Annotated in this window: 19 protein-coding genes and 2 pseudogenes; 18 read left to right on the top strand and 3 right to left on the bottom strand. The window is 50.7% G+C overall.

Annotated elements, in window-relative coordinates; all coding sequences use genetic code 11:
• The 7 genes and pseudogenes from CPT76_RS19135 to CPT76_RS19105 form a co-directional block, all read left to right on the top strand.
• Nucleotides 1–353, top strand: a pseudogene (locus tag CPT76_RS19135) (ABC transporter permease subunit); the annotation flags it as partial.
• Nucleotides 354–1220, top strand: coding sequence for a carbohydrate ABC transporter permease (locus CPT76_RS19130; RefSeq protein ID WP_105443959.1), 867 nt, complete (start codon nucleotides 354–356; stop codon nucleotides 1218–1220).
• A gap of 38 nt (nucleotides 1221–1258) precedes the next feature.
• A complete protein-coding gene (locus CPT76_RS19125; RefSeq protein WP_105443958.1) occupies nucleotides 1259–1972 on the top strand; it encodes a glycerophosphodiester phosphodiesterase family protein in 714 nt (237 codons plus the stop codon).
• A gap of 309 nt (nucleotides 1973–2281) precedes the next feature.
• The gene (locus tag CPT76_RS19120) at nucleotides 2282–2548 is read left to right on the top strand and encodes a CD3324 family protein (protein WP_105443957.1); all 267 of its coding nucleotides are present in this window, start codon (nucleotides 2282–2284) and stop codon (nucleotides 2546–2548) included.
• Between the two features lie 144 nt (nucleotides 2549–2692).
• Nucleotides 2693–3235 carry a GNAT family N-acetyltransferase gene (locus CPT76_RS19115; RefSeq protein WP_105443956.1) on the top strand — a complete coding sequence of 181 codons (543 nt, stop codon included), beginning with the start codon at nucleotides 2693–2695 and terminating at the stop codon, nucleotides 3233–3235.
• Between the two features lie 159 nt (nucleotides 3236–3394).
• Nucleotides 3395–3892 carry an RNA polymerase sigma factor gene (locus tag CPT76_RS19110; RefSeq protein ID WP_105443955.1) on the top strand — a complete coding sequence of 166 codons (498 nt, stop codon included), beginning with the start codon at nucleotides 3395–3397 and terminating at the stop codon, nucleotides 3890–3892.
• A complete protein-coding gene (locus CPT76_RS19105) occupies nucleotides 3882–4877 on the top strand; it encodes an anti sigma factor C-terminal domain-containing protein (protein WP_219845442.1) in 996 nt (331 codons plus the stop codon). Before CPT76_RS19110 ends, CPT76_RS19105 begins: the two co-directional genes overlap by 11 nt.
• Nucleotides 4878–4953: 76 nt before the next feature.
• Here the strand turns inward: CPT76_RS19105 and CPT76_RS19100 are convergent, their stop codons facing one another.
• Nucleotides 4954–5904 (bottom strand): helix-turn-helix transcriptional regulator, encoded by a 951-nt coding sequence (locus tag CPT76_RS19100; protein WP_105443953.1) that lies wholly within the window; start codon nucleotides 5902–5904, stop codon nucleotides 4954–4956.
• 127 nt (nucleotides 5905–6031) lie between these two features.
• Here CPT76_RS19100 and CPT76_RS19095 point away from each other — a divergent pair, with 127 nt between their 5' ends.
• The 5 genes from CPT76_RS19095 to CPT76_RS19075 all read left to right on the top strand — a co-directional run bounded on the left by CPT76_RS19095 (nucleotide 6032) and on the right by CPT76_RS19075 (nucleotide 9369).
• A complete protein-coding gene (locus CPT76_RS19095; RefSeq protein ID WP_105443952.1) occupies nucleotides 6032–6550 on the top strand; it encodes a DinB family protein in 519 nt (172 codons plus the stop codon).
• Nucleotides 6551–6765: 215 nt separating this feature from the next.
• Nucleotides 6766–7620 carry a class I SAM-dependent methyltransferase gene (locus CPT76_RS19090; protein ID WP_105443951.1) on the top strand — a complete coding sequence of 285 codons (855 nt, stop codon included), beginning with the start codon at nucleotides 6766–6768 and terminating at the stop codon, nucleotides 7618–7620.
• A 150-nt stretch (nucleotides 7621–7770) separates the two neighbouring features.
• A complete protein-coding gene (locus tag CPT76_RS19085) occupies nucleotides 7771–8397 on the top strand; it encodes a hypothetical protein (protein ID WP_105443950.1) in 627 nt (208 codons plus the stop codon).
• 91 nt (nucleotides 8398–8488) lie between these two features.
• On the top strand, nucleotides 8489–8965 hold the full coding sequence (locus CPT76_RS19080; protein ID WP_105443949.1) for a phosphotransferase enzyme family protein: 477 nt from the start codon (nucleotides 8489–8491) through the stop codon (nucleotides 8963–8965).
• Nucleotides 8966–8997: 32 nt separating this feature from the next.
• Nucleotides 8998–9369 carry an aminoglycoside phosphotransferase/kinase family protein gene (locus CPT76_RS19075; protein WP_258168591.1) on the top strand — a complete coding sequence of 124 codons (372 nt, stop codon included), beginning with the start codon at nucleotides 8998–9000 and terminating at the stop codon, nucleotides 9367–9369.
• Nucleotides 9370–9580: 211 nt separating this feature from the next.
• On the opposite strand, the gene CPT76_RS19070 is transcribed toward CPT76_RS19075, so the two are convergent.
• A complete protein-coding gene (locus tag CPT76_RS19070) occupies nucleotides 9581–10306 on the bottom strand; it encodes an SDR family oxidoreductase (protein ID WP_105443947.1) in 726 nt (241 codons plus the stop codon).
• Between the two features lie 95 nt (nucleotides 10307–10401).
• Between CPT76_RS19070 and CPT76_RS19065 the strand changes: the two genes are divergently transcribed.
• The 4 genes and pseudogenes from CPT76_RS19065 to CPT76_RS19050 all read left to right on the top strand — a co-directional run bounded on the left by CPT76_RS19065 (nucleotide 10402) and on the right by CPT76_RS19050 (nucleotide 14042).
• Nucleotides 10402–11001: a TetR/AcrR family transcriptional regulator gene (locus CPT76_RS19065; protein ID WP_105443946.1), complete on the top strand. Its 600-nt coding sequence runs from the start codon at nucleotides 10402–10404 to the stop codon at nucleotides 10999–11001.
• Between the two features lie 202 nt (nucleotides 11002–11203).
• Entirely contained in the window at nucleotides 11204–12235 is a 1032-nt protein-coding gene (locus tag CPT76_RS19060; protein ID WP_105443945.1) for an ROK family protein, read from the top strand.
• 11 nt (nucleotides 12236–12246) lie between these two features.
• Nucleotides 12247–13480 (top strand): annotated as a pseudogene (locus CPT76_RS19055) (MFS transporter).
• A gap of 1 nt (nucleotide 13481) precedes the next feature.
• Nucleotides 13482–14042, top strand: coding sequence for a sugar O-acetyltransferase (locus tag CPT76_RS19050; RefSeq protein WP_105443944.1), 561 nt, complete (start codon nucleotides 13482–13484; stop codon nucleotides 14040–14042).
• A 114-nt stretch (nucleotides 14043–14156) separates the two neighbouring features.
• On the opposite strand, the gene CPT76_RS42490 is transcribed toward CPT76_RS19050, so the two are convergent.
• Nucleotides 14157–15179, bottom strand: coding sequence for an Ig-like domain-containing protein (locus CPT76_RS42490; RefSeq protein WP_483870067.1), 1023 nt, complete (start codon nucleotides 15177–15179; stop codon nucleotides 14157–14159).
• A 1805-nt stretch (nucleotides 15180–16984) separates the two neighbouring features.
• Between CPT76_RS42490 and CPT76_RS19040 the strand changes: the two genes are divergently transcribed.
• Both CPT76_RS19040 and CPT76_RS19035 read left to right on the top strand, forming a co-directional pair.
• A complete protein-coding gene (locus CPT76_RS19040) occupies nucleotides 16985–17791 on the top strand; it encodes an AraC family transcriptional regulator (RefSeq protein ID WP_105443942.1) in 807 nt (268 codons plus the stop codon).
• Nucleotides 17792–17929: 138 nt separating this feature from the next.
• A partial coding sequence (locus CPT76_RS19035) for a TetR/AcrR family transcriptional regulator (protein ID WP_146116354.1) occupies nucleotides 17930–18455 on the top strand: 526 nt, incomplete at its 3' end.

Genomic DNA, 18455 nt, shown 5'->3' with positions numbered 1-18455 from the left:
TCTATCGGGCATCGACCCGACGCTGTACGAGGCGGCTATGATGGACGGTGCGAACCGCTGGCGCCAGGTGTGGCATATTACGCTGCCCGGCTTGCGAGGCGTCATTGTCGTCATGTTATTTTGCGGTTCGGGCACATGATGGACCTCGGCTTCGAGCAATTTTCCTGCTGCAGAACCCGATGAACCAAGGGGTGTCGGAGGTGTTTGAGACTTTTATATACAAAAAGGGTCTGATCGAAGGCGATTACAGCTATTCGACGGCCGTCGGTTTATTTAAATCCGTGGTCGGTTTGGTGCTGGTATGGGGTGTGAACCGGCTCGCCAAGAGATTCGGCCAGGAAGGGGTGTTTTAAATGCGGCAGGCAAAAGGGCATGATCTGTTCTTCACGTGTCTCGTTTATTTCATCCTTTTCCTGGCGGCCGCGATCGCGATTTTTCCATTGTTCTACGTGCTTGCGGTTTCTTTCTCAACGGAGTACGAGTATTTGACGCGGGGATTCTATGTCATTCCGAAGCAGTTTACCCTGGACGGTTATTTGTATTTACTCGCCCATCCGGGCTTTACCCTTGCATTCCGCAATGCAGTGATCATCAGCTTGGGAGGGACGGCGCTGAATATCGTGCTGACTTCCCTTATGGCCTACGGGCTGTCCAAGCGATGGTTAAAGCTGCGCAGTACAATGAATTTAATGGTATTTTTCACGATGCTGTTCTCAGGTGGCATGATTCCAACCTATTTGGTTGTACGATCGCTCCATCTATTGGATAGCTTCTGGGCGATATGGCTTAGCTCGGCGATTGCCGCGTTCAACGTCATTGTGATGAGAAGCTTTTTTCAGTCCATGCCGCTTGAGCTGGAGGAGTCGGCCAGGATCGACGGGAGCGGAGAGTGGCGCCTGTTTCTATCAATCATCGTGCCGTTGTCTATGCCGGTCATTGCGACCTTTACGTTATTTTATCTGGTGAGCAACTGGAATACGTATTTTTCCGCTATTATATATTTAAACGATGCGAAGCTTATGCCGCTGCAGGTATTTTTACGGCAAATGCTCGTTGAAGATGACCCTACCATCTCCAACGCGTCCAATGTATTGTATCAATATACGCCTGCAGCCAAAATGGCGGCGATCATGTTAACGGCGCTGCCGCTGCTGATCATATTCCCCTTTTTGCAAAAATATTTTAACAAAGGGGTTATGCTCGGTTCGATTAAAGGATGAGGACAGCAACAAAAATTCGGATCATGGGGTGAAGACAGGTGAATCAGCAACCGAAGTATGTAGCCCATCGGGGGGTTAGTATGCAGGCGCCTGAGAATACCGTCGCGGCTTTTGAGCTGGCAGGCCGATCGGGATTCTGGGGCATCGAATGCGATACTTACTGCACGACGGACGGCCGCTGGATTGTCCATCATGACCGTACCGTCGACCGGATGACGAACGGAACGGGGAGGACGAAGGATTTCTCGTTTGCCGAGATCCGCGAGCTGAGCATCACCTCCGGAAACGGGATCAGCGATTATTCCGGCCTGCGAGTCCCGACACTGGAGGAAGTGCTGTCCGTATGTGTGACCTACGGCATGCACGCATTTGTTGAGATTGAGGAATACCACCAAGATCGCGATCTGGAAAGGCTCGTTGAGCTGGTCCGCGGCTCCGGCATGATGGGACAAATGAGCTTTATCTGTTTCAATGCCAACGATCTGTTGAAGGTGCGTGCCATCGATCCGGCGGTGCCGCTCGGCTTTCTATCGGCGAAGCCGCAAAGTGAAGCAGACCTTGAGCTCATCGGCCGGCTGCAGCCTGCTTTTCTGGATTACGACTATCGTTCGGCGACGCCGGATGACGTGCGAAACTGCAGCAAGGCTGGAGTTGACGTGTCGATCTGGACCGTAAACGAGCGGAAGATTTCGCAGCCGTTTGAGGAGGCGGGTGCGGCCTATATTACGACGGATACGATTTTGTGGGATTGAAAGAGGAGTCTCCTTTTAATTATAAAAAGGAATCCACAGACAACGTGTGGAAACTACTAGGCAGATGAATAACCGAAAGAGAGGAATATCGCGATGATGCCGGCTCAGGACCTACTGAATCCAAAAGCTTCCCCGATGCAAAGTTTACATCTTTGCTCCATGCAGAGTCTATATGACAAACAGCGGCGGTTGTTTTGCATGGAGCCTTATCTCTTAACCGCATCCATTTCAGATCATTAGCAGGATGTTTGTCATGCAGGCTTTGCTACCTTACCATCTGCAACTCACATAGATGAAAGGGCGAAGCCAATGAAATATGTATCTGCGAGCGACATTTTACCTGAACAGCTGCTTCAGGAAATTCAAAAATACGTCCAAGGCAGGACGATCTATATTCCTTCTCGCGAGGATGGCCGCAAAAAATGGGGCCAGCTTTCGGGACAGCGGGACTATCTGCGGAAACGCAATCTAGAGATCAGACAATCGTTCCGTAAAGGAATTGGTGTGGAGCAGCTCTCCCAATCCTATTGCCTCGCTGAAGAAACGATCCGAAAGATCGTATACCAGAAAAAATAATGCCAGGGGCTTGCGTGTGATCAAACCAGCGCGAGCCCCTTTTTGTATCCTAAATGTTTATGTGTATTCTCTGCATATTGTTTCAAAGCGCCAGCCGGTATACTTTACGGTACAAGATAAAAGGCTCTTTGAGGAGGATCCAACATGGCAGAAATAACGGTTGAATTAAGCAGGCGTGATACACAAACGATCATCTATAACCTTTACCCCCTGTATCTTCACGATTTAGCAGGGATCCGGAACGTGCTTCCCAATCGGTATGGCGTTTTTGAAGACAGTGATGCCTTTCAAACGCTTCAGCAGCAAATGCCCGAGTTTGATATTTGGTGGGAAAAAGATGAGTGCCTTTTTCCTTTTTTGATTCGGGTCGACGAAGTGCCCGCAGGATTCGCATTGATTGCCACGCCGCCTTATGTGGAGGATGACAGCGACTTTTTGGTGAACGAATATTTTATACTGCAGCCTTTCCGGGGTCAGGGCGTTGCCGAGGAGGCCATTACCCAAATCTTCAACCGGTTCCAGGGAAAATGGCTGATCTACACGACCCCGACAGAGAGGAATTCAAGGACCATTCATTTTTGGAGAAAAACCTTGGCGCGTTATACGAACAACAGGTTCACGGAAGAGGACAAGGAACTGAGGGCTGAGATCGGGGCGGCAAAGGTGTTCAATTTTACAAACAAGTAGTCGGGCGGCTGATCGATAAGATCGGCTGTTTTTTTGTTCAAATTCATGGCTGTTGCGATTCACCAATGGGTCCGATTCTACGAGAGGGAAAATCTTTTTTCCGCGCTTGTATACATATGCACCTATCCAAACGTTGTACTGCTTGGAGGGAGGTTGAAAGTGGATAATGAGCAGATGCTGCGGCTGATGCAGGATAAAATGAAACAGATTCAGCGGTACCTGATTCGCCTTGGGGCAAGCAGGGCTGACGCCGAGGATATCGTCCAGGACGCCATATATAAAGGTCTTCTGTATATTGATTCCATCGGGCCTGATAAGTTTTCGGCGTGGCTGTATCGGGTCGCGCTAAATCGATATTACGATATGCTCCGAAAACGCAAACGAATCGAGATTTCGATGGAAGAGGCGACGGTGGAAGGCAGTGAAATTCCAGAGGAAATCCTGCTGCGAAAGGAACGGAGAGAAGAGATCGAAAAGGTGATGGAAGAGCTGACTCCGATCTATAAACAGCTGCTTATTTTAAAATACGAACTGGGTTTTAGCTATAAAGAAATCTCTGAACTCATAGCCATTCATGAGGAGAAGGTGAAGACGTACTTATATCGGGCACGCAAATTATTTCAGAAAAAATATGGAGGACTATATGATGAACGATAACGAATCCAGCTTTGATGATGGGGCGAAGCTGTCGGCTCTCGTCAGGAAGGCACGCCGCAGAACGATGCTGAGGAACGCAATCATCTCGTTGGGAATTACGCTATTTATCCTTGCGGGAGGGTGGTTTACGAATTTACAGCTTCAGTACAGAAGCGCAGAACATGCAATGCGTGACATTGAGATGCTTAAAGCGATCAGTGGTCCCAATCAGTATATCATTAGCTTCCAATTTAACTACGGCTTTCTTCACGGTACACTCGGGTACCGGACATATAAGCTTGTGGATGGAGTCCCGGTCATCTGGGGGGAAGAAAACTACGAGTTCAGTTCCTGGGGGAGTTTCTCTTTGCCTCCCGGCGACTATTCAGACCTGTCGCTTCTGGACCCGGATATGGAAGCCAAGGGATTTCATTATTACCGACCTTATAACCGCTATAATGGCGAGAGAGAGATGCTGTTCTATCTTCCGATCGTAAAATACGCGAACTATCTTAACGAGCTTCCGCAGCTGAAGGACATGGATGGACGGAAGCGGGTTGAAATGGGCATTTCTTTTGATATAAATTATACGGTGGAGCAGGTCAAGTCCATGCTTCCGCCAGGCGTCCATCCCGTGTGGTATTGGGTAGATACTTACTCGGATATGAAGCCCTATACGGCCGCTAAAATGCCTGATGGATCCGTTATTGATCCGTTTCCTGACTGGGCGAGCAGCGTATACGGTTTTGGAGTTCATCCGGATAGTAATGATGTTTCAGAAAAAAACTTTCTTGACGCCCTGGAATATGGAGTGCATCACAATCGAAAATATAAGCAGGAATTTAAGCGGATTTACGATTATTTGCGCAAGGATAAGGAACAACCGGAAACAAGCGACGTGCGTCTCTTTGGCGTTGTCGTGACGGGAACGGCCGAAAGCCTGAAAGCATTGCAGGGTCAGCCCTATGTAAAAGCAGCCGTCATGGGTGCAACCGTCGACAGATGAATGAAGTGTCCCGACTTAATCAGAAAAGAAGGTATCCGCTAAGTGCGAACGGCTGCCTTCTTTTTAACTCATGGGATCAAAAATAGCATTTTGTGATCGTTTCTATTTTTCGCCGGATATAAGCTACAGCCTCGATAGGCTCCACGATTTTTGCTTCTCCCCCTAAGGGCCAAACCAAATCCGCAAAAAATTCGATTTTCTGAACGGGAATCCGCATCCGTAAAGCACCTCTTCCATCTTCATGGAGTTCTATGTGAGCACTGAACCAGACGTTGGTTTCAAGCGAACGTACTCCTTCTTCTGTTAATTCGACAATCAAATCGCACTGCTGCTCAAAGCGGGACAAATCCGGTGTGATCCAATCAAATACCGATCGTTCGCTCAGATCCTGCCGGTCATGAAAGGCTTCGTTCAAACTTGCTGAGCTGATTCGGTCTGCGCGGAAAAGCCGGTAGGTTTGGCGGAGGAAGCAATAGGCCGGACAATACCAGTATCCTTCGCTCGCATAGAGGCCGACAGGCTGAATATCTCTTTGCGTGATGCCATCGCCGGATTTATACGAAATGGTGACGACGCTGTCGTTCATGATCGCTTGCAGCAGGGTCTGGAGGCAGTCGGCGGACATCGTCCGATGAGGATTCCAGATGACCACCCGATTTCGCAGCCGGTCGATCTGCTCCTTCGTATCGGCAGGCAAGTAGTGATAAAACTTGTGAATCGCCGAAGCCGCACTCTCGTCAAAGGGAACGGAACCAAAGTACTGCAGGGATTGGCAGGCAAAAAATACGGCGACCGCTTCGTTCTCTGAAAAGGCAATCGGCGGAAGCATTCTTTCTTGAAGCAGCCGGTAACCGCCGCCGCGTCCCTGCACGGAATAGATCGGAAACCCTACCTCGCTCAGTTCCTGCAAATCCCGGGTAATCGTCCGCGGAGACAAGCCGAACTCGTCGGCAAGCTCCCTGACCGTAAACGACCTTTTGGCGTTAATCACCATCATAAGTTGAATCAGGCGCTGTGATTTGATCAATATACGCTCATCCCTCGCCACATATTTTTCTTCCATATTATCACATAAAATAAGCCAAGTTCTGACTTATTTAGGTGTTATATTCATGCTCGTAATGATCCTCTGCCCCGAAGAAAGGATGAGAGAAATGAATCCGGAAGTATCCCGCATCAAGGATTTGCTGTTTGAAGAGATGGAGCTTGCGCTCACGACAACCGCCTCGCTGCTTGCCATGATTGAGGAGGAGCACTGGGAGTATCGTCCTCGCGAGAACATGCGGAGCTTAATCGAGCTTGCCCGCCACCTTGTCCAGGTCCCCGTGCAAGAACTGGCCATTTTGCAGGAACAACCCATGGAGCAGGTTAGAAGTCTGGTCATGTCCGTAATGCATGTAAAGGACGCCGCCGCCCTGTCAGAGGTCATGCATCGCGGAGTCTCAGCGTTAAAAGACTACATGAACAACTTGGATGAGGCAGACCTGCTGTACAAATCGACCGCCCCTTTTTTTGCCAAGCACCAGCCGTCTGTTCAGATCAAATGGTTGATCGAGATTACGACGCATATCTATCACCACCGCGGCCAAATGTTTACCTATATGAAGCAGCTTGGCATCCCGGTTTCGATGTATGATCTGTACGGACCGGCGTCAAAGTCGTGGACGTTATGAACCATAGGCGGGAAATAGATGTGCAGATGGAACAGTGTAGAAGAATTAAAAAAACCGGCACAAAGTGTGCCGGTTCCATGCAACGCTGGGTTGCTAAAAAAGCCATAGATACATAATAGTCTATAAAAAATTCTAAAATAAGTCTATTCCTTTTTTGGGATGGATTGTATGTTATATAAGCGACCGCGGCGCAAATACGTTAAGGGAGATCCTTCATGGAGCCATATTATTGGGATGGTCAAATCGAGTATTTAAAAAGGTCTACTGCCTTGTATTATAACGATGATTATATTGATTTTCTGATTCATCGCGTATGGAACATTGTTGATCCCGTTCGAATCGTAGATTTTGGATGTGGTTATGGGCATTTGGGGCTCCGATTGCTGCCTCTGCTGCCAGCCGGTTCGGAATATGTCGGTGTCGATGCCGGTGTTAAGCTGATAGAGCACGCAAGAGAGCTCTTTCGAAATCTACCATACCGGTCGGTGTTCATTGCCGCGGATTTTAACTCGGTATGCTTTGATGAGGAATTTGATCTTGCCGTATGCCACGCGGTGCTGCTGCATATGAACGACCCGCTTAGCACGCTGAAAAGAATGAAGGCTTCTGTCAAACCCGAAGGAAAAGTTGCTGCATTCGAGCCTCATTGGATCGGAAATAGTGCAGGTTTCCACTTGGATGGCATTGATCAGTCCACGGTGATTCCATTGGGGCAGTTGCAGGAGTTGTTTGAGCGAGACTTGAAACGCACCGGTAAGGACGGAAACATCGGAATAAAGTTGCCTTTATATTTCAATCGGTTGGGATTACGTAATGTCCAATGCCGGTTGAGCGATAAAGTAAACATTTATGATCCCACAGCGAAGATAGGTGCCGATATTTATGAAGCTATGCAGTTCAGTAGCCCGGGGGAGCGTTCAGCATTTATTGATAGCCTGTTAGAGAGAGGAATGTCAATGGAAGAGGCCATCCGACAATATGAATGTGAAAATGCAATGTCGGAGTTATTTACCTCATCAACAGCGGCCACCTATGCAGCGGGTATGAAAATCACCTTCGGAACGGTGTAAAAGATAACCCACCCAAAACTGTGAAGCAAATCAAAGCAGCTGATCCCAACGATCGGCTGCTTTTTTTCGCTAACCGTTCCGGATAACCTCATTTTATAACGCACTGTATGGTACAATTTGGAATTATGAGAACAACTTTGGGGAGGTAACATGCGCTTAAAAGCATGCATATTGATCATCTTATTCGTCTTAACGGGATGTTTTGCAGAGAGTAAGGAAACGACGTCACCTGAGAGGGAATCTAGCCCTGCCAAAATAGAGCTGGTGCCCGTTGATTTGTTTAAGGGGGAGGCAGCCAAGTTTCAGCCATTTGTCGGGGCGATGTCCGGTGCATTTAAACTGAAATATGAAGGGAGCAAGCCAAACGCTAATTTGGACATGGACATTTGGAAGGACGGGCGGAGAGTAGATTCTATAGGCTGGATAGGGGATGTGTTTTACAGTCCTGATGAGCAGAAGAATAACGAAATAGAAGTGATAATATCCATGGATATGGTATCTATTGGGGAGAAGGACGAGTCCGCAATTATTAAGGTAGGCATTGTTAATCGCTCAGGAACAGACCTAACCACATTTCATATCCCTTGGGAGAAGAAGCTGACGGCCCGAGGATTGATCCAGGATGCGGAGCCGCGTTCGTTTACGGCCGATCAGGCCGTGCATGTGTTTGGCATGCAAGCCACAAGCTCCAATACCATGCGTACATCGGATCTTTCAACGGAATCCTTAAGCCGAACGGAATGGGCGCTCGTATTCACCTTACAGTTTGAGGAGTAATAACCTTTAAGGTAAAGTTCTAACGTGTTTCCTCATTTCTTATGAAACTTTATATTCACAAGGAGAAATCATGGACCCCCAAATAAAATTAATGTTCCTGAACGAGCATGCCGCAGAAGGTGCCGCCCGGTTTGGCGTCAGCCCTAATGAGCTGACTTTCATCGGAGGCTTTCAGAACTTTATTTATTCCTACATAAATGGCGATTCAAAATATATCCTCCGTTTCACCCCGAGCACGCTTCGCACATGGAAAGGACTTGCGGCTGAGATCGAATGGATTCGTTATCTTTCGGAGAATGGACTGCCTGTCTCAGAACCGGTATCTTCAATTGACGGGAAAGACATCGAACGGGTGCAAGGAAATACCATTGATTTCTACGTGACGTCATTCAGGCACGCGAGTGGTCGTAAAATCGGGTACTCGGAGTGCTTAGGGAATGCCCTGCTTTATGAACAATGCGGACGCATCACCGGCCGTCTTCACGAACTGTCGAAGCGTTATAAGCCAACGCTCAGAAGGCATACTTGGAAGTCGTCCTGCCAGATTCAGAGGATCAATTCGGTTTGATCCACGGGGATATTAATGTCGGGAATTTTATGGTGGATGAAGCAGGAGGAATTACACTTTTCGACTTCGACGAATGCCAGTACAGCTGGTATGTCGAAGACATCGCCGTCCAGCTTTATTATTTGCTGTATGTTTATGGTGAAGATTCGAAATCCGAACGGAAGGCGCAGTATGAACTTTTCGTTAAATATTTCGTGCGTGGCTATACCGAGAATGGCCGTACAATGCCTGATGGCTGGAAAGACCATCTGTCGCTCTTCCTTAGACTGCGTGAAATCATTGTATTCGTCGGGATGCACCGGAGCTGGGATTTACGCGAACCAGACGATTGGACCCGCGATTTTTTGCAGGATAGTCGGATGCGGATCACGAAAGGAATTTCCTTGATCGATGAGTTCTTTTAAACGTTCAAAAATCATTTATGAAGCCCCAATCGCAGTTTAAGGAGTAGATATTGGAATGGAGCGGCTACTCCTCCCTTAGAATTGCAAAGAATACACACAGCACGAAACCTATTTGTGCTTCGAAAGTTATGATTTAGGCTGCCGCTTCTTAACGGCAGCCTGTTTAGCGCTCATAAGAAATACCCATAATTCCCGCAGAAAGAGTTCGGTGCTACCGAAGTCGAAGCCCGCCGTCCACCTCAAGCACGGTTCCGGTCACAAACGTGTTATCGATTAAGTAACGGACCGCTTTGGCTATATCCTCCGGCTGGCCTATTCTGTTAACCGGGGCTTGCTCTTTGTAAAATTCATGCGCGGCGTTTTTTTGATCTTCCGGCAGCCAATTCCACCAAGGCGTATCCACGACGCCAGGAGATATGGCGTTAACGCGTACAGGTGCCAGCTCTTGTGCCAATATGGGAACCATAGACTCCAAGGCGGCGTTAATCGCGGTGAGTCCGGCATTGCCGGGCGCGTAGGAACGGGCCGATATCGATGTAAGGAAGGTGATCGAACCGTTGTCGCTCAACGTATTCAGGCTGAGCTGGGCAGACATCACTTGCGGCCAAAACTTGGCATCGAACCCTTTGCGCAATTCATCGAGCGAGAGCTCACGGAAGTTTCCGCCACCTTTAGCCCCCGAAACGGCAATGACCAGGTGATCAAAGCTTCCTTGACGTTCATAGAAAGATTTTAGATCTTCATAAGAAGCTGCATTGAGCTGCTCTCCTTTCGCACCCGGACCCAGATGCTGAAGAGCGGTCTCCAACTTGGCCTGATCCCGTCCCGTGACGACGACGTCAGCACCCATTTCGATCAACAACCGGGCTGATGCCAGCCCCATTCCGGATGTTCCGCCCATGATAAGGGCACGTTGACCTTTTAAAGATTGTTCCATTGGTTCGACTCCTCACTGTGCTTGATTGAACTTCTGGTTTGAATTATAATATATTACGTAACGTTCTGTAAATAAATTATTTTAAGGGAGCTATCATGGATACTGAGCACGACAAAACAACAGCCGTAGGTCGGCCAAGAAGCCAAAAAGCGTATGAAGCCGTAATGAAGGCGGCTCTTGACCTTCTGAAATCGGCCGGATACCCGAGCTTAACGATGGAAAAAATCGCAAAAGAGGCAGGTGTAGGAAAGCCTACGTTATACCGTTGGTGGCCTGGCGTTCCTTTTATCGTAATGGAGGCGCTGAAACTGCACGCGGACACGGAGATCGGCCTGCCGGATTCAGGCCATCTCAAGAGCGATGTGCTTGAATATTTAAAGCGGACCTTCCGTTCCCTGATAGAAGGAAAGGATGAAATCGTATGCAGTTTGATGGCGGAAGCCCAATTTAACCCTGAATTTGCCGCAGCCTTTCGTGACAACTTTATCTTTTCGCGCAGAGCAGCCTTGATTCGGTTGTTGGAGCGGGGACAGCAGCGTGGCGAATTGCCCAGGGATGCAGACTTGGAGCTTATCGCGGACTTGTGTTATGGACCGATGTGGTACCGGCTTCTGAACAGGCATTCGACCCTGGAGGATCCATTTGTGGATAACCTCGTATCGTACTTATTCGATTCCCCGTGTCCGAAGAACTAAAAATAAATTTGCCGGCTGATTTTAAAAATCGGTCGGCTTTTTTTGCATGGCGTTAATCACTTGCAGCGTCCCGTATCTTGGTAAAAGATCATCCAGCGTTAGCACCTGATCTGGATCAATGGGTAGACAGATACATCAAAATCATTTATGGTATTACTTATTAAAAGTATTTTAATAAGTCCGGAAGAGGAGGGTGGCGGCAATGAATCCCGTGACGCACAATACGATGCGAGTCAAAAAGATGAACCAGGAGCTCGTGCGGCAAGCGCTCAAATCGATGAAGCAGGGTACCAAATCGATGGTGGCGCAGATGACCGGATTAAGCGTGGCGACCTGCGGCAGCATTCTGAACGAAATGCTGGAGATCGGTGAACTGCTAGAGCTGGATCGGGAGGAATCGAGCGGCGGCCGTCCGGCCAGACTGTATCAGTATAATGTGAACTATGCTTATATCGCCTGCGTGATCATCCGGGCCGGCGTGAAGGTGCACTCCCTCACATACAGGGTCGCTAACCTGGCCGGTGAAACAGTAGAAGAAGGGCAGCAGGAAGCGGGCCGGATCGATGCTGCAGCGATTGAGAAACTGATGGACGGGCTCATCTCCCAATACCCGCAAATCCGGGCGGTTGGGATCGGCGTTCCGGGTGCCGTTTATCAGGGCGTCATCAATGTCAGCGATATTCCTGAACTGATTCATGCCCCGCTGGAGGCGATCATTCGCGACAAGCACGGGATCGAAGTCATTCTGGAGAACGACATGAACTCGACCGTGTACGGCTTTTACCGAAAGCAGGACTACGACAGCGAGAAGTCGATTGCAGTTGCGACGTTTCTCGAAGGAAGCTTGCCAGGCGCCGGGCTAATCGTCGATGGGCATATTCATCGGGGGAATACCCGCTTTGCCGGTGAGATCGCCTTTTTACCGTATGGCATTTCGCAGGCTGAGCAGCTGCGGCAGCTGCACGACCGGGAGACCTTCCATTCCCTGGCTGCGCATGCGGTGTCCAGCCTGATAGCGGTCATGAACCCGGAGACGATCGCTCTGACGGGAAGTCTGGTACAGGCAGATGATATCCGGCTGATCCGCCAGGAATGCCTGAAGTATATCCCGGAGATGCATATGCCGCAGCTGGCGCTGCTGGAGCATCCGGATGAGGACTACATGTACGGGCTGACGACCATGACGTTGGAAAGCCTGGCTTATTCCCTGCAGTTGGTAGAGAAGCGGAGGTGAGGGTCAGCCTAATGACATCTGTGAAAAGTAAACCGCATCCGGGAACGGTCCGGAATATTCTGTTTCTGCTGTTTGCCCTGCCGGGTCTATCCTTTGCATCATGGGTCTCCCGCACGCCTGACGTTCGGGACACGCTTCAAGTCTCCACCGCCGGAATGGGGATGATTATATTTGCGATTGCCGCGGGCTCTTTGTTCGGCCTGCTTACGTCAGGTTCGATCGTAGCCCGGAAAGGCGCACGATTTGTCATCCTGATCAGCTCTTTGCTGATTGTGATTGGCTTCGTCGTTACGGGAATCGGCACGTCGCTGGCTTCGGTACCCGTGGTTATTATCGGCCTAATCATTTTCGGCGGCGGCTATGGTACGGCGGAGGTTGCGCTTAATATGGAGGGCTCAGCTGCGGAAAAGGCGTTGAACCGGACGCTCTTACCGGCGTTTCACGGCTTTTTCAGTGTGGGGACGCTTGTGGGTGCAGCACTCGGCGCTGCCGCGGTCGCCATCCATCTTCAGGTGATGGTCCATTTCACGATCCTCGCCTTAATTATGGCCGCAGCTGTACTCTATGGCTGGCGTTACCTGCCTGAGGATTCGGGGAAGGAACCGGCGGGTGCTGGAGCACCTAAAGGATCGGCGCTTCAGCAGCAGTTAAGGATGTGGACGGAGAGGCGCACCTTGCTGATTGGAATCATCGTTTTGGGCATGGCGTTTGCCGAGGGTTCCGCCAATGACTGGCTGCCGCTCACCATGGTGGATGGCTACGGGGTAAGCTCGCTGACAGGTTCATTTATTTTACGGATTGTTCGTTGCGGCGATGACGCTGGGACGGTTTACGGGCGGATGGGTTCTGGACCGTTATGGCCGGGTGCCGGTGTTATCCGGATGCGCTGTGGCAGCCATTTTGGGGTTATCGCTGGTGATCTGGGGTCCGAATGAAGTTGTGGCCTCCATAGGCGTCGTCCTGTGGGGACTTGGAGCTTCCCTTGGTTTTCCGGTCGGACTGTCGGCGGCGGGGGATGATCCTCAAGGCGCTGCCGCAAGAGTCGGAGCCGTGGCGACCACAGGCTACATCGCTTTTCTGGTGGGCCCGCCTGCGCTGGGTTTCCTTGGAGAGCATTTCGGGTTATTGCACGCACTGATCGCGGTGCTGATCGGCATTGGGATCGCAGGTTCTCTGTCTAGAGCAGCCAAGCCCGTGCAGCTGCACCAAACATTACATCAGGATGAGAGGGGACTTCACTCCTAAGATGAAAACAGAAAAACAAAAGATGCTGGACGGCGAATTGTACGTCGCTGCCGACCCTGAATTGACGCGGGAGCGGGCATATGCCCGGCAAATGACCCGCATGTACAACCAGACGACCGAAACGGATGAAGCATTGCGGCTGAAAATCCTGAAGGAGCTGTTGGGTTCAACCGGGAACTTTCTGGCGTTGGAGCCCAACATCCGCTTTGACTATGGCTACAATATTCACGTCGGTGAGCATTTTTACGCCAACTTTGACTGCACCATCCTGGATGTGTGCGAAGTGAGGATCGGGGACAACTGCTTGTTTGGGCCCGGGGTTCATGTCTATACTGCGACTCACCCGGTGGATCCGTATGAAAGGATCAAGGGGCCTGAATATGGCAAACCCGTAACGATCGGCAACAATGTATGGGTAGGCGGGAGGGCGGTCATCAATCCGGGTGTAACGATCGGCAACAACGTCGTCATCGCTTCCGGAGCGGTCGTGACCAAGGATGTTCCGGACAACATGATCGTGGGAGGCAACCCGGCGAAAGTCATTAAAACGATCGAAGCCTAAGTTGTGATAAAAAAGAATCGCCCGTGCGGAAACGGCCGCCGGGCGATTTTTACATACCGGAAAAAGGGTTATCTCAGAGAGACGCCCATATGCACACAGCCCGTCTATTTAAACTTAGTTGCTTATGGGAGCAAAGTGATCCTCAAGTTTCACATTGGAGAATTTGGCAAAGTTTAATTGCTCGATCGCATTGGCCACATCGTTGCTGTCCACGGCAAAACCGACATAGACCGAATCCTTCATCGCGATGGTTCTCTGACCAATCGGCTTCCATTCCTTGCCGTCCGTCGATCCGTAGGCGTAGAAGGTGTCGCCGTTTCGGCCGAGTTTGAGCCAGTAGCCCTGCTCTATGCCGCCGATTTTGAACGGAATGTCGGGAACCAGCTGAATACCGGCTTCCTGCGCGCTGGATGCGCTGTCCAAGGTTTCGGTCAACGGATCAAAGCCGGAGCCCTGCTGATCTCTTCCCGTTAGATAAGCCGACCAGCTTGTTTCTTTGGACAGCTTTACCCAGGATAGTCCAAGGGCTGCAGTGGCGCTGTTATCTTGTAAATCATCACGGATCATCAGTCCGGTAAAGGCGTGATTGTCAACGGCTCCGATGGCTTCCAGCTTCGCGGTGAACTCCACGTCTCCGATCATTTCCTTATATACAAAATGAAAATCGTCTTTCGCAGCATCGTTTTCCGGCGATTGCTTGGTGCTTCCTTCGCTCGTTCCCAGCTTGCCGTTGCCTTTAACGGTGATTACGCCGTCCGTCAGACTTCCAGTTCCTTTAATGTCCGGGCGGCCGATATCAGCCGATGCCCAGCCTGCATCAGCCAGCGAGCGCGGGGCCGTGTTGACATGGATGGTGGCTGCGGTCGTTTGGGTCGCATTTCCGTCCGTGTCCGTCACTCTGGCCGAAATATTGTAGGAAGCATCCTGAAGGCCCTTGATGGTATACACATAGGCGCCGCCTTTTTTCACCGCTTCCCCAAGGTACTGCGATCCGTTGTATACGGCCACATTCTTGATTTTATTTCCGAATTTGGAGGAGGCTTTGACGTTGACCTCAATGTCCTCTCCCAGAGCAAACTGCGCATTGTTCGCTGGCGCCGCAAGCGTGGCATCCGGATTTTCGGCCGCATGGTCCATGTCGGCCAGACTGTTGAGATACAGCTCAAGCCAGGTGTAGCCCGTGTCGGTCACCGTCATATAGGCATCTTGAATGCCCCAGATATTGTTTTTCATTTCCCATTGGTCGTCGATTCCGTTCCGATTCGTATCAAAATCGGCGCCGCGCTGCTCCTCGATCACGCCGAATGGGTAAACATACCCGCCAACCTCATTTTCGGNGTTGATGTATCTGCCGAGGCCCTGTTCCACCTCCGCGACGATTCTTGCGTCGATGGCATCGCGGCGCGGGTAGGTGGCACCCGCCTTCTGCAAAATGGCCTTCAGCAGCGGCTCGTTCGCTTTTTCCACACCATGCTGCACGTAATCGTCAAACGCCGGATTGGTCACCCCGTGATTGACTCCTGTGCTGTCCGCAGAGAGATACGGTTTGGACGCAAAGGTTGTCGGCTGGTCTCCGCTGGCGTCACCGGAGCTTTTCACCAATGGGGACGATCCGTCGAGCCATCCCGTCAGCTTGCCGTTAATCCGGTTCCCGGCGATGTAGAAGCCGCCAAGCTTTTTGGATTCGCCCGCATCGATGACCCGGTCGGTTACATTATCCCTTGTGCCTGGACCGGCGATTTCGATATTGTTCATATAATTCGTAAAGGTGAACCCTCCGCCGTAGGTGCCGTTAAAGCCCCAGTTATAGATCACATTGTTGGAGAGCTGCACGACCGCCACATGATCGGCATCCGCCGCGCCGGCATACCCGCCACCGAGCCTTGGGTTCCGGGAAGTATGACTGGCATACAGATTGTGGTGGAACGTCGTTTTGTCCCCGCCGGCGATGCCGCCGTAGCCGTGTCTGCCCTTGGAATGCCCAGACAAAGTGAGGCTCTCCGAAATGAGGGACCATTGGACCGTGCCGTTTTCGCCCCTGTACAGCGACAGCGTTTCATCGGTATTCCAGCTGAAAGAACAGTGATCAATGATAAAATAGTTGTTGTCCCTGCCCCAGAGCGCATCCATCGAATCGCTGCCGTTGTACACGTTGGTCGCCCCCGGCCGGAAGGAGAGATACCGGAGGATGATGTTCTCCGAGTTGCTGATGTTGGTGTCCCAACCTGCGAGGGTAATGCCGTTGCCTGGCGCGGTTTGCCCGGCGATGGTCAGGTTTTTAATGTTTTTGAACAGCAGGGAGCTTTCCAGCTCGATCGTTCCGGATACGTTAAAAACAATCGTGCGGCCTTCTTTCGGCGTGGACATAATCCCATAGCGAAGCGATCCCGGGACCGCCTTTTCGTTGGCGCCGTAATCCTCCAGGGTGGTGACGATGTAAACGTCGCCCCCGCGGCCGCCGCTCGTATAAGCCCCGCCGCCTTCCGCGCCCGGAAAAGCGGGAATCGATGCGCCCGCAAACTTCTGCTCATCCGCCGATTGGGCCGAAACCGAACCGGAATGCGGCATTCCCGCAAATGGAAACGCTACCATAATGCTCAACACAACAGCCATGCTTTTAATTCCTTTGTTCTTCTGTTTCATCCGCTTGCCGTGTAACATAAATGCACCCCTTACTGTTCGATTTGTCATTCGATCACACTTCCTCCCTTCAACGGCATATGGAGCAGGAAGCCTGGCGGCATGCTGTGTTCTCCGCTCTATGGAGCCGCTTACTGCTCTTACTTTAAATCTTTTAGGCTGCTTTTACCTGCCAAAAACGAATTTTTTGTGCCAGAAGTTGCGACCGGTGCTTGTGCAGATACAGACATCCATATTATCTTTTTCATAACAAACCATGCTTGGCTGCCAGGGTTCACATCAGACTGAAACGGGGGATCGCAATGAAAATCAAATACCAGCACAGGGACCCGCAGTTTCATTTATTCATTTCAACCAATAATACCTACCCTCTGCATCTGCATAAAAACGTCGAAATTGCCATGGTCCTGTCCGGCGACATCCGTGTCCACATCGATCAACAAGAGTACGTCCTCTCCGAAGGGGACATGGCGATCATTTTCCCTAATCAGCCGCACGGTTACCAAACGATAGACCACAGCCAAATCCTGCTGATCTTCTTTGACGCTTCATTTCCGGGGGATTATACAGGAGATTTGCTTCATTATGTTCCGGACCACCCGGTCGTCCACAAACATCCGGTCGTATCAGGCACCCTGACCAGCTTGTACAAGCTGTATCGTGAACCTGGCGACAGCCGATTGCTCAAGGCGTACATTTCGGTATTATTAGGGCATGTGCTGCCGCTGCTGTCCCTGAAAAGGGTGGATTATACAAAAGATATGGATCTCTTCCAAAAGATCCTTGCTTATATCGACCTTCATTTTCTGGAGGCCATCAACTTGGACACGCTTTCCAAAAAACTCGGGATCAGCAAGTTCCTCATTTCGCGAATTTTCTCCGAGCAGTTTCACGTCTCGTTCCGCGATTATATCAACGGCCAGCGGGCGGCCTACGCCCACATGCTGCTGCTGTCCACCGCCGATCCGGTCACCGAGATTGCGTTTGACTCCGGCTTCAACAGCTTGCGTTCGTTTTACCGCGTCTTCAAAAAGGAATACGGCATGACTCCGAACGAATTTCGCCGAAGCCTCCTGGAGGGGATGCCTAAGAACGAATCGGCTCGGTGATTGAAAAAGGCGGGGGACGGAAGAATGGGGGAATGACTCCCGTGAATTTTTAAAATGCAGTCAAATGTGATATACTGTTTATGGTATAAACATTTTTTTGAGCGCATAATGGCTTAGGACGACTAGGGGGTAGATCTGATGAGTAATGAAGAAGTGACACCGGAAGAAGCGGCGAAGATGCTTCCTGCCGGCGCAGCGCTGAGCTGGGGACTGGTGAAGCCTCCGCAGCGGGGGCCCAAGCGGGAGATGAGCATCGACCAGATCGTGTCGAAGGCGATTGAAATCGCGGACCAGGACGGCCTCGCCGCCGTTTCGATGAACCGGATCGCGTCGGCGCTCGGTTTTACGGCGATGTCCCTTTATCGTTATATTCCAAGCAAAGACGACCTGCTCATCCTCATGCAGGATGCGGCATGCGATATTCCACTGACTCCTGAGCGTCCCCTGCATGAATGGCGGGAGAGTATGCGCGAGTATGTACTCGGAACGGTCGCTATCTTTCGGAAACATCCATGGTATGGGGATATTCCGATCCTCGGCATTCCGATCACGCCTAACAATTTACGGATCGTCGATTGGGCGCTCCGGCCGCTGCGGGACATGCCACTGGACCATTTCGAGAAAATGTCGATCGTTCTTTTGCTGAGCGGCTATGCCCGTAATT

Origin of the sequence: Paenibacillus sp. AR247 (assembly GCF_002968895.1) — a bacterium.
GTDB classification, from domain to species: Bacteria; Bacillota; Bacilli; order Paenibacillales; family Paenibacillaceae; genus Paenibacillus_AQ; species Paenibacillus_AQ favisporus.
Note: the sequence above shows the minus strand (reverse complement) of the source record. Positions and strands in the feature narration are given on the sequence as shown.